Below are 11180 nucleotides of genomic sequence, written 5' to 3' on the forward strand. Positions count from 1 at the left end.
CAAGCGGAATGCGTCTTCTTTTATGTTGCGTTATATCTTAGAGCACCTTGCTCAGGTATGCCTTGATTTCGTCGCCGTCTTCCATCTTCATCACGTCAGCGAGGATTTCCTTAGCCTTCGTGGAGCTGATGTTGCGGATCTTTTCCTTAACGCGCGGAATGGACGGAGCGCTCATGGAGAGTTCGCTGATGCCCATAGCCATCAGGATGACAGCAGCATTCGGATCGCTGGCCATCTCGCCGCACATGCCGGCCCAGATGCCGTTTTCACGGGCGCTGGTGATGGTGCGCTGGATCAGCTGCAGTACAGCCGGGTTGAAGTGGTTGTAGAGTTCAGCGATGTTAGCGTTGCCGCGGTCGCAAGCCAGCGTGTACTGAACGAGGTCGTTCGTACCGATGGAGAAGAAGTCCACGTACTTAGCCAGAACCGGCGTCATAACAGCAGCAGCCGGCGTCTCAACCATGATACCAACCTGAACATCTTCTGCATAAGCCTTGCCTTCATGCGTCAGTTCGAGCTTAGCTTCTTCGATGAATTCTTTAACCTTCTTGAACTCAGCCACGTTGATGACCATCGGCACCATGATGCCGACTTTGCCGTATACACCGGCGCGCAGGATAGCTTTCAACTGGGGCAGGAAGAGGTCACGGCGCTGCAGGCTGATGCGGACTGCACGGTAGCCCAGGAACGGGTTTTCTTCTTCCGGAATGTTGAGGTACGGCAGGGGTTTGTCACCGCCGATATCCATGGTACGGATAACGCAGAGGTTGCCCTGGCACTTTTCAACGGCTTCCTTATAAGCCTTGAACTGGTCTTCTTCGTTCGGGATGTCCTGACGGCCCATGAACACGAACTCGGAACGGAACAGGCCTACGCCTTTGGCGCCATACTTGAGAGCGTTGTCCACGTCCATATGCGTACCGATGTTAGCCATGAGGTCAACTTTCACGCCGTCCGTCGTAACTGCCGGCAGGTCCTTGAGCTGAGCATAGTGAGCAGCCAGTTCCTGCTGCTTCTTGATCTTTTCGTTGTAACCAGCCAGTTCTTCTTCGCTGGGGTTCACGATGATCTTGCCTTCTTCACCGTCCATGATGACATGGTCGCCGTCAGCGATCTTGTCGATGCGATCTTCCTTGTTCAGGCCAACGATGGTGGGGATAGCACGAGCCTTGGCGATGATAACTGCATGCGCCGTCGTGGAGCCGGAACCCAGGATAACACCGGCAATCTTGTCCGTCGGCATGCCAGCGATGACGGAAGGCTCGATTTCACGGCCGCAGAGGATAACTTTCTCGTCACCCAGTTCCGGTTCTTTTACGCCCAGGATGTACTTGGCTACGCGCTTACCTACGTCACGGAGGTCAACGGCGCGGGCTGCGAAGTATTCATCTTCCATGGACTCGAACATCTGAGCCTGTTCTTCAGCAGCCTTGAGCACAGCCTGCGGAGCATTGGCATTCTCATCCAGCTTTTCTTCGATCTTCTGGGCCATCATGGGGTCCTGCACCATCATGCGATGAGCTTCCATGATTGCAGCCTGCTCCACCATTTCCTGCTTCTGCAGGCGTTCGATATTTTCACGCAGAGTTTCAGCAACGGCGGTCAGGGCATCCTGAGCCTTCTTTGCTTCCACTTCCTTGGACTCCGGCTGGTAGTTCACCAGATAGCCGTCCAGGTTCTGACCTGCCAGCATGATTTTACCGATGGCTATACCGGAAATAACGCCTTTACCTCTGATTGCTTCTGCCATTTTATTTTTCCCCCTGAAATTGATACTATGACATACAAGAAACGCCTTCCTCCAAAGTTCCAATCCTTGGAAAGAAGGCGATTCCTAAAATTCCAATTAGTTCTTATTCTTCGCCGAACTTGGAATCAACGAGCTCTTTCAGAGCCTTAACTGCATCTGCTTCATCCGGGCCATCAGCAACGATCGTGATTTCCGTGCCCTGAACGAGGCCCATGCTCATGATCATGAGGATGGACTTAGCGTCAACCGTCTTGCCCTTGGCCTGAATCTGAACCTTGGACTTGAACTTCGTAGCCGTCTGTACGAAGATGGATGCCGGGCGGGCATGGATACCAGTTTTGTTTTCGATAGTTACTACTTCCTGAGTCATTTGAATACCTCTCCTCTTTACATAACATATCCTAAATCGCTAATGCGATATACGAACATGAAAAATATTTAACTGCCTTATATAAATGCAAATACCGTGCCAACTTTTGCAATCCGGGTAAATTTTACCCAAAAACTGTCATCTGACCTGTTTTTAGGGGAAAGGGGAAAATGAAAAATAATATTTAATCCCCGCACTCCGCACTGGAACAATTATTATTCTGGTAAATTTTACCAATTTTATTGGTTTTATTGGTAAAATTTACCAAATATGGTATTTTTTACCAAAATCAAGAAATGCCATATTTCCTCGCCTTGGCTGCAACGGTTTTATGTGTGATCCTGAGTTCCTTGGCAGCCGCATTGAAGCTGCCGCATTGCTTGAGCGCCTTGGCAATGATGCGCTTCTCATATTCCTCCCAGGGCAGCACCGCGCTTTCCTCATCCAGCCGCTGGACTTCGCGATCCGCAGCCTCACCCTTTATATAGGAAGGCAATGAGGCCACCGTGATCGTATCGCTGTCCATCAGCGTGATCACGCGCTCGATGACGTTTTCCAACTCCCGCACATTGCCCAGCCATTTGTAGCGCATCAGGATGTCCATGGCCTCCGGCGTGATGCTGCGCACGGTCTTGCCTGTGGTCACACTGATCTTCTCGATAAAATGCTCCACGAGCAACGGGATGTCATCGATGCGCTCCCGCAACGGCGGCAGGATAATCGGAATGACATTGAGCCGATAGTAGAGGTCATCGCGGAAGGTCCCGTCCTTGACCATATCCTCCAGATGCCGGTTGGTGGCCGCGATGATACGCACATCCACATGGACCGTCTCCTCGCCGCCCACGCGGTCAAATTCCTTCTGCTGCAGGACGCGCAGCAGCTTTACCTGCATCTTCTTGTCCATCTCGCCGATCTCATCGAGGAAAATCGTGCCATGATCAGCCAGCTCGAACTTCCCCAGTTTGCGCTTGACGGCGCCCGTGAAAGCCCCCTTCTCATGACCAAAGAGTTCCGATTCCAAAAGCGTGCCGGGAATCGCACCGCAGTTCACGCGGATAAACGGCCCCCGCCGCCGTTCACTGGCATAGTGGATACCCTCGGCGATGACCTCCTTGCCCGTGCCGCTCTCGCCGCGGATCAGCACTGTGGCGCCCGAGCCCGCCGCCTTGGACGCCAGCGCCAGCACGTCGATGACCTTGCCGCTCTTGCCGATATAATTGGCAAAGGCATTGGCCGTCTTCTTCGTGCGCAGCAGTTCCTGCTCCAGATATTCCGCCTTGGCCGACACCTGCGACAGGCGCGCCATGAGGTTCTGCAATTCCGTGATATCCTTGATGACCGAGACCACGCCCGCAATCTCGCCATTGACGAAAATCGGGTTGACATTGGCCACGACCGTCGTACCGTCCTTCTTGCGGCTGATGCTGCCAATCCGCGCCACACCGGTGCGCAGCACCGCGCAGCGATTGCCATCCGGTGCGGTCTTGAAGACGTTCTGCCCCATGACCATCTCCGGCGTCTTATGGACAATGCGCAGATAGGAGGGATTCACATAGGTGATCTCGCCGGTCCTGTCCACCACGCAAATGCCATCCTGCACGGCCTCCAAGATCATCTGCAGGCGTTCCTGCATCAGGGCATTCTCATGCAGGAGCTTGTCCATCTCATGGATCTTGCCCGGCTCCCGCATCTCGAAATCGCCCTCGAGGAAGCGCACCATCTCATAAACGGCCTGCCGCCCGGCATCGCCTTCTGCCGATACGAACAGCGAATCCCCCTTGCGGATCTTGAGTGCCACGAGCTTCATGAGACTGCGCATTTCGAGCCGTTCACTGCGGCGGCTGCGCAGGAAAAGCGGCGTAGCGTATTTTTCACTGAGTTCCTGAGCCCGCTGGACGATCATGGCCGCAATACGCGCATGTATACCGCTTTCATGATGGACCACGGCCTCCTGTTCATACATCATAAGGCCATCGTTCCTTTCTGTTTCCTTCATTATACATCAAACGACGAGGGAATAGTAGCAAATTTCTCTGCACAAAAGCCTCATAATATGGTATACTGTGGGGGAAGGTTTGTCATTTTTGCGCAAATGTGCAAAAATCGGCAGGAACTTTTCTATTATTGTCGAAAAGTTTATAAGATGGTGAGTATACTCTTAATGCTCACTTTCAGGAAGAGGTGGGAAACATGACATTCATCCTGATAACAGGTTCGATCATGACCATCAGCATCTTCCTCATCTATCGACTATGTCACTTTTTTGATATCGAGATGAAATGGACTTCCTTAGTGCTCTGCGCCGTGATGGCCCTGATCGTCAACGGCATGGCCATCACCATGAGTCCCTTCCTCGACAAAGGACACTATCTGCGTTTGGGGATATTAGTCGTGACAGCGGCAGCAGTGGTTACCTTTTTCAATGAACGAATGCTGCGCCGGGAGGAAGCCATCGCTGGCGGTTGTACCGTCCTGCACACGGAGGCATTGCCGCCAGAAGACCAGCCCGCGCCGCCACCAGCGGAAGACGTGCTGGAAGCCAGACGCAGGACAGAAGCCGCGGTAACTGGGGAAAAACCCGTGGCAACCGAACCGCCTGCGGAGGTCAAAGCAGAAAAACCAGCCGCACCCATTGCAGAAAAAACTGCTATCGCTGCCGAAGCCAATGCCCAGCAGGCAATCGCCGAGGCAGAAGCCGCCGCCAAGCTCATAGCCCAGAAGGCTGAAGCTGAGGCAAAAGCCAAAGCTAAGGCAGCCGCAGAGGCGAAAGCGCGCGCCAAAGCCGAAAAAGCAGCCCAGCAGGAAGCCAAGCGCAAAGCCAAAGAAGAAGCTGCCCGCAAGAAAGCGGAGGAAAAAGCGAAAGCCGCCGCCGAGGCAAAAGCCAAGGCAGAAGCCGCCGCAAAAGCCAAAGCCGAGGCAGAGGCGAAAGCTAAGGCCAAGGCAGAAGAAAAAGCTCGTAAGGAGGCCGAAGCTGCAGCCAAGAAAGCTGCGCAGGAGCGCGAATTGGCCGAAAAACGCCGCGCGCACGAGCAGGCGCTCAAAGCCGAGCTTTCTTCGATGGACACGCTGGATGCCCTTTTGGACTTCGCCTACGAAACCAAGGACGCCCAGCCGAAGGATGCCATCTTTGCTTATCACGAGGCCATCGACCGCTATAGCGACGACGATTACACGCCGTTCCTCGTCATTGAACTGGGAAATCTCTACAAGGAACAGGCCAATTACAGCGGCGCTATCGCCACCTACAAGAAGGCCCTCGATCTACCCATCATTGCCCAAAACGATGCCATGTGTCAGGAATTCACCAAGAACATCCACTACCTTGGCACCGTTCAGGATATACTTGCCAAACATGCTGCGCTATCTACTCCCTTCCCGCAAATACCGGGGAATATCATGCAGGAAATTGAAGATGAATTTCAGGCACACAGCGACAGCGCAAAATAATTGGAGGAATCATTCATGAAGAAAAGTGTAGAAATCCTTGGTCTGCCGATTATCAGCATCACGGAAGGCCGTGAGCTGGGCGTCAGCAAAACGCTCCTGATCGATGCCAAGAACGGCACGGTAGCAGCCATCACCATTGAAGATGCAGACTGGTACCGCGGTGTAAAGCTCATCCCGTATGAGTCCGTGATTGCTATCGGTGACGATGCTGTCACCATCACCAACAGCGAAAACATCCTGACACTGGACGCGGCTGGCGATTACGAAGCGTTGCTTGATGAAAACATCCGCATCATCGACACCAAGGCCATCACCAAGTCCGGTACAATCCAGGGCAAGGTTACCGAGCTCTACATCGGCGACGATGGCAAGATTGAAAAATGCGAAATCACTGCACCCGATGGCACGACTTCCGATGTGGCTACCGATCAGATTTCCATCTTCGGTAAGCAGGTAACGGTAATCGATCCCACCGGGGAAAAAAAAAATAATGTAATGTCCAAAGCTCCTGAAGCCCCAAAGGCACCGGCAGAGCCGGAAGCGCCGAAGGCTGAAGAAGCACCGGCTGAGGAGGCAAAGCCTGCTGAACCTGCCAAAGCAGAAGAAGCACCGAAGGCCGAAGCTCCCAAAGCAGAAGAAGTTAAACCAGAACCCAAGAAGGAAGCTCCGAAGGCTGCTCCCGCCCCCAAGGCTGAGCCCAAGAAAGAGGCTCCGAAAGCAGATGCCGCTAAACAGGCCGCTGCTGACAAAGCGTCTGAAGAACGCCATCGTCGATTTCTCCTGGGCAAAAAGGCCGCTCGCGACATTAAGATGGATAACGGCATCGTTATCGTAGAAGCCGGCCAGGACATCACCGAAGAAGTCCTGCAGAAAGCCAAACTGGCTAACAAATTCATCGAACTGTCCATGAACGTACAGTAAGAACAATAAAAAAGAGATCCGAGATGCACACAGCAAATCGAATCTCTTTTTTCATGCCTTCATTTATCATCATGCGCCATATTCCCCAGCGCATATTCACAGCACTGCTTCACCAGACTGTTGACAGAAACATTCTGTTCCTTCGCCACCCGTTCCAGCCGCTCCACCAGTTCCTGCGGAAACCGGAAAGTCTTATTGACCATATCCTGACTCTGCTTTACGACAAACATTCTTCAGTCTCCCCTCCCTGCCGGTATCGTTTTACCATCCGGTAAAACGTTGACCGGGACATTTTCAACTTGCGGCAGGCATCCATCACACTGATTTCTCGCGCCTGCCACGCTTCCAATATATGATTCCACCCCTGCGGATATGCAATAGCGGGCCGTCCGAACCGGCGGCCGGCTTTTCTTGCGGCCTGAATTCCTTCCTGCTGGCGCACGCTCCATATCGTCTGCCGTTCTTCCTGCCGTTGCTGATAAACCTGCAAAACATCCTTTAACATTTGATAAGCTACGGATGCTGATACCTCATCCAAATCCTGCAATGTGATGGGCAGCTCCAAAACCTGCAATCGAATCTGACGCTGTACCAGATAATCCACTTCGTCACGAACAACCCCATCGCTGTCCCCCAGTGCCGACAAATGCGCCACCATCAGCGTATCGCCTTCCCGCAGGAATCGCCTGAGCATCCGATACTGACCGCGCTCTTCCATATCCTCGACGATGATGTCTACATCAGCAAAGGAATGCAAAGCCTTGACATCCTCCTCATTTTCAGCATATCCATAAATCTTCGCTGCCATAAACATCACCGCCTCAAATTCACCTTCATCAATATGTATTCATCGGATAATTTCCTGACCACCAACATGATTATGTCGCCTATTCATATACCTATCATTCAAAATTCCTTTATGCATGTACAACAACTCAAATAATGCTCTCACTGACTGGCTACTTTTGTCCAGGCAGTTTTTTGAGCAACTCTTTTATGCCCTTGATATGCGTCCAGCTCCGTAGTTTAGCAAGAGCCTGCATATCAATAAAACTTAGCTGCCATCATTAGCGCACGTCCGAGGGCTTGATCCATGTTATAATATTGAAAGTCAGCCAACCTTCCACAAAAATAAAAACCAGCTATTTTATTCGCTCGTTCCTGATATTTTTTTGCTAGCTTAATGCTTTCTTCCGTCAATACAGGATAATATGGTTCCTGTTTCTTATCTTTTTGATAAGGCAACGAGTATTCCACTGCATAGCTTGTACCTGATACGTTCTGTACAGGCATTTTTTTGTATTCGGTGATTCTGGTATAGCCTTCGGCCTGTGGGTATGCTGTAACCGGATACGGCTGCAAGCTTTCCTTATCCTCATAATGCCATTCAAAACGCAAGGAACGATAAGGCAAGGCGCCTTCATCCATTCCAAATAATTCATCCAAAGCACCGGTATAGACAATCTTATATGGAGAAATTTCATCATCCAACAGGATATTTTTGCCATCTGCCGATACAGTCAGATGTTCCAACGCCTCTATTCCTAACTTTACCTCAATATTTTCATGCGACAACAAGTTATGAAAGAACTCGCAGTAGCTATTGGCAGGCATCACCTGATATTCATCATCGAAATAGCCTTCATCATAGGAAAATCTTAAGGGAACACGTTTCAGCACGCTCGGGTCAATCTTATCTGGCGATATTCCCCATTGCTTGGCTGTATACAAGCTGTAATCCTTAGAAAACAAAAATTCACCATAATTTCGCACAATCTCATTTTCACAGGACAGGACATCCACCACCGTAGCTGTAGTTTGATCACCAAATACGTTCCTGATTTGCTTTTTGAGTTCTTCTGCTTCCTTTTCACTGTAAAATGTTTCTATCGTGGAAAAGTTAAATGGCGTTGGCGTAAATTTCCCATCAATCTGCGCTCCACATTTTATCGCATATGGCTCCCACTTTTCATACTGAAGCATGAAATCATATAAGTTCTTATCATTTGTATGAAACGTATGAGGACCGTATTTATGCACATTTATGCCATGTTCATCCTTATAGTCATACATATTGCCGCCGATATGGGAGCGTCTTTCCCATATCGTAACCTTATGTCCGTGGTCTACTAATTTTCTAGCAATTACTGCACCAGTCAGACCGGAACCAATCACTAAATAGTCCATATCAAAAAGCTCCATACTTATCCACAAATTCCCTAAAGAACGGTAGCTGCTTATCCTTGTCTGCCAGAATCAGCTTATCTTCGCCACCAATTTTTTCCACTGGCCATTTTACTGCAATATCCGGATCATTCCATCTTATGCCACCATCATATTCGCCATAAAACTTTTCTGCACATTTGTAGGATACAATGGAATCTTCCAGCACAAGATACCCATGGGCGCAGCCGGCTGGAACCAGAAGCTCATTATGCTTATCGCCCAACAAGTCGAACCCAAGCCACTTTTTATAAGTCGGGCTATTCTTCCGCATATCGACCACTACATCATACACATGTCCAGTAACACAACGTACTAACTTAGGCTGTTGTTTTTCCCGCTGGAAATGCAATGCCCGTATAACTCCCTTATGGGAGGTTGTATAAAAAACTTCTGCCAACTCGTGATTCACACCATTCGCAGCAAATACCTCCTGCGAATAATCCTTTGTAAAGCAGCCACGCACATCCTCTGCATTAAACGGCGTTATTTCCAATAATCCCGGTATATCCGTTTCCTTGAATTCAAACTTTGTATTCATCCTGCATTATCTCCTTTATGCCATCCTCAAACTGATACTTAGGCCGAAAGCCCAGTTCCTCTTGTAGATGGCTGCTATCAAACCATATTTTCTGATATCTGACACCATCATCCGAACGCATGCCAATACCAATCTTGCCCCCCATCAGGCTCACAAGGCTTTGTAAGTATTCTTTTAACAGACGGCATTCACCATTACTAATAAAGTATTCCGCTCGGCTTAGTTTTTCTGCACTGCCCAATAGGTACAAGGCCTCTAAAACATCATTGATATAAGTGAAATTATAAGGTTGCTCACAAGGGCCATAAGTAGGCATATGGCCAAAACGCAGTTCCTTCATAGTATAGGAAATCAAATTTCCTGAACCATTCTGCCCACCATATATATTGCTTAGCCTTGCCCAGACATAATCCAATCCTTGCTTCCTGGCCACGATATCGAGAAGCTTATGCGCGTATGCCTTGGACAAGCCATACATCAGATTTTCTGCCGTATATCCATATTTGATTAAATCGTCTGCCACAAATTCTGTCACCGTCCCTGTAACCACAAAACGGTGGCAGCCAATTTCCTTGGCCACTATCGCTGCATCACAGATACAGCATGCATTTCTGCACTGTTTACGGTAATCAGCTCTGTCACTGCCAGCCGTTCCATCCCAAGCCAAGTGATAAAAGACGTCAGGGCGTAACCCTTTTTCAGACAACAGCTGTGGCAGCTTATCATAATGCTCCATACTGCAAGTCATATAGGTAAGAAGGGGCGATTGAAACAAATCCTGGAAAGATTCCCTCCTTACCACGCCCACAACAGCTATCTTCTTCCTGGTCAAAAATCGCAACAATGCTTGTCCTATAAACCCACTAGCTCCCGTAACGATAGCGCAAGTCAACTTTTTTTTCACCTAAGACCACTCCCTCATAAGCAATCAGCTCGTGAGGCCAGCCATCCAATCCCGTGTTTTTCTCGTACCTTCTGCAAAACTAATCTCTGCACGAAAACCGGTATCCTGCTCAGTCTCACGACCGTCAAAGCAGCTAAGAGGCAAATTGATGCCGGTGAATGGAACGTCACCAAAAATAAACTCCTTGTCCGGGGCTATCGACTGTTTCATCTCCAGCAGGAATTCTTTCAAGGGACGTGCCTGCGAACTGCCAATCAGATATTCACAAAAGGGCTTGCCCTTCTCACCGATCAAGCAAAATGCTCTTGCCACATCATCAATATACACAAAATCATAATTCTGCGTGCCGGCCGTGAAACGTGGTGACTCTCCCTGCAGGATCTTCCGGATTGTACTATTGACCAACCGAGGGCTTATTTCTCCAACACCATAAGCATTGGTAATCATAGGCCAGACAAATTCAATCCCGATATCAGCAGCTACGGATTTTGCCATAACATGGGCAATCAGCTTTCCGCCACCGTAAATATATCCCAGGCCAGGCTGGTTCTCCTTGGCAAAGGCCGCCGCCACCGTCTCATGTTCCATAATGCTACCAGCACCGACAAAACGCCTGCATCCCAGCGCTTTTGCTAAATGCAGCGCATCTACTGTCCACTGCGCATTATCCAGCTGCAAGGCAGTATCTGCTCTCGCCGCACCTGCCGCCCCTTTCCAGGCAAAGTGATAAAACACATCGTAACCAGTGTCTTCTGGGGGGGGGCAGATATTAGCAAAATTACATGCTTTTTCCAATGCATATGGATATACCGTTAATAAATCAGATTGCGGCAAATTACTGCACTTACCGTTATGGCAGAGTGCCAAAACACGGATACCTTTCTGGAGCAACTGGCGTACAACATGACTCCCAATAAAGCCATTTGCCCCTGTAACAATAGCACCGTTCATATCCCTAACCTTCTTTCACACTAACCAAAATTCATATATTAATCACTTTACCTGCTTGCCTTTATGTTGA

11 protein-coding genes are annotated in these 11180 nt (G+C 49.7%); 2 read left to right on the forward strand and 9 right to left on the reverse strand.

All coding sequences use genetic code 11. The annotated features are described in order from the left end of the window. Nucleotides 1-37: 37 nt before the first annotated feature. The 3 genes from ptsP to BLQ59_RS03840 all read right to left on the reverse strand — a co-directional run bounded on the left by ptsP (nucleotide 38) and on the right by BLQ59_RS03840 (nucleotide 4089). Nucleotides 38-1750, reverse strand: a complete 1713-nt coding sequence (gene ptsP, locus BLQ59_RS03830; protein ID WP_074571599.1) for a phosphoenolpyruvate--protein phosphotransferase — start codon at nucleotides 1748-1750, stop codon at nucleotides 38-40. A 103-nt stretch (nucleotides 1751-1853) separates the two neighbouring features. Then, nucleotides 1854-2120 (reverse strand): HPr family phosphocarrier protein, encoded by a 267-nt coding sequence (locus BLQ59_RS03835; protein WP_014425795.1) that lies wholly within the window; start codon nucleotides 2118-2120, stop codon nucleotides 1854-1856. Nucleotides 2121-2409: 289 nt separating this feature from the next. Continuing rightward, on the reverse strand, nucleotides 2410-4089 hold the full coding sequence (locus BLQ59_RS03840; protein WP_074571600.1) for a sigma 54-interacting transcriptional regulator: 1680 nt from the start codon (nucleotides 4087-4089) through the stop codon (nucleotides 2410-2412). 224 nt (nucleotides 4090-4313) lie between these two features. Here BLQ59_RS03840 and tolA point away from each other — a divergent pair, with 224 nt between their 5' ends. Further along, nucleotides 4314-5570 (forward strand): cell envelope integrity protein TolA, encoded by a 1257-nt coding sequence (gene tolA / locus BLQ59_RS03845; protein ID WP_074571601.1) that lies wholly within the window; start codon nucleotides 4314-4316, stop codon nucleotides 5568-5570. Nucleotides 5571-5585: 15 nt separating this feature from the next. Beyond that, nucleotides 5586-6491 (forward strand): PRC-barrel domain-containing protein, encoded by a 906-nt coding sequence (locus tag BLQ59_RS03850; protein ID WP_074571602.1) that lies wholly within the window; start codon nucleotides 5586-5588, stop codon nucleotides 6489-6491. A 59-nt stretch (nucleotides 6492-6550) separates the two neighbouring features. On the opposite strand, the gene BLQ59_RS03855 is transcribed toward BLQ59_RS03850, so the two are convergent. The 6 genes from BLQ59_RS03855 to BLQ59_RS03880 form a co-directional block, all read right to left on the reverse strand. Continuing rightward, nucleotides 6551-6721, reverse strand: a complete 171-nt coding sequence (locus BLQ59_RS03855; RefSeq protein ID WP_074571603.1) for an Arc family DNA-binding protein — start codon at nucleotides 6719-6721, stop codon at nucleotides 6551-6553. Then, nucleotides 6709-7299, reverse strand: a complete 591-nt coding sequence (locus BLQ59_RS03860) for a helix-turn-helix domain-containing protein (RefSeq protein WP_074571604.1) — start codon at nucleotides 7297-7299, stop codon at nucleotides 6709-6711. Before BLQ59_RS03860 ends, BLQ59_RS03855 begins: the two co-directional genes overlap by 13 nt. Before the next feature lie 236 nt (nucleotides 7300-7535). Then, nucleotides 7536-8678, reverse strand: coding sequence for a UDP-galactopyranose mutase (gene glf, locus BLQ59_RS03865; RefSeq protein ID WP_218122864.1), 1143 nt, complete (start codon nucleotides 8676-8678; stop codon nucleotides 7536-7538). A gap of 1 nt (nucleotide 8679) precedes the next feature. Beyond that, nucleotides 8680-9255, reverse strand: coding sequence for a dTDP-4-dehydrorhamnose 3,5-epimerase (gene rfbC / locus BLQ59_RS03870; protein WP_074571606.1), 576 nt, complete (start codon nucleotides 9253-9255; stop codon nucleotides 8680-8682). Next, complete coding sequence (locus tag BLQ59_RS03875; protein WP_074571607.1) at nucleotides 9239-10159, reverse strand: NAD-dependent epimerase/dehydratase family protein; 921 nt, start codon at nucleotides 10157-10159, stop codon at nucleotides 9239-9241. The genes rfbC and BLQ59_RS03875 overlap by 17 nt, the downstream gene beginning before the upstream one ends. A 24-nt stretch (nucleotides 10160-10183) precedes the next feature. Next, the gene (locus BLQ59_RS03880; protein ID WP_074571608.1) at nucleotides 10184-11110 is read right to left on the reverse strand and encodes an NAD-dependent epimerase/dehydratase family protein; all 927 of its coding nucleotides are present in this window, start codon (nucleotides 11108-11110) and stop codon (nucleotides 10184-10186) included. Between the last annotated feature and the right edge of the window lie 70 nt (nucleotides 11111-11180).

This window comes from Pseudoselenomonas ruminantium (genome assembly GCF_900104055.1).
GTDB classification, from domain to species: domain Bacteria; phylum Bacillota; class Negativicutes; order Selenomonadales; family Selenomonadaceae; genus Selenomonas_A; species Selenomonas_A ruminantium_C.

Coding starts and splice junctions, on each gene's coding strand:
- ptsP (WP_074571599.1), bottom strand. CDS start 1,750: ATGGCAGAAGCAATCAGAGGTAAAGGCGTTATTTCCGGTATAGCCATC.
- BLQ59_RS03880 (WP_074571608.1), bottom strand. CDS start 11,110: ATGAACGGTGCTATTGTTACAGGGGCAAATGGCTTTATTGGGAGTCAT.
- rfbC (WP_074571606.1), bottom strand. CDS start 9,255: ATGAATACAAAGTTTGAATTCAAGGAAACGGATATACCGGGATTATTG.
- BLQ59_RS03855 (WP_074571603.1), bottom strand. CDS start 6,721: ATGTTTGTCGTAAAGCAGAGTCAGGATATGGTCAATAAGACTTTCCGG.
- glf (WP_218122864.1), bottom strand. CDS start 8,678: ATGGACTATTTAGTGATTGGTTCCGGTCTGACTGGTGCAGTAATTGCT.
- BLQ59_RS03840 (WP_074571600.1), bottom strand. CDS start 4,089: ATGATGTATGAACAGGAGGCCGTGGTCCATCATGAAAGCGGTATACAT.
- tolA (WP_074571601.1), top strand. CDS start 4,314: ATGACATTCATCCTGATAACAGGTTCGATCATGACCATCAGCATCTTC.
- BLQ59_RS03860 (WP_074571604.1), bottom strand. CDS start 7,299: ATGGCAGCGAAGATTTATGGATATGCTGAAAATGAGGAGGATGTCAAG.
- BLQ59_RS03850 (WP_074571602.1), top strand. CDS start 5,586: ATGAAGAAAAGTGTAGAAATCCTTGGTCTGCCGATTATCAGCATCACG.
- BLQ59_RS03835 (WP_014425795.1), bottom strand. CDS start 2,120: ATGACTCAGGAAGTAGTAACTATCGAAAACAAAACTGGTATCCATGCC.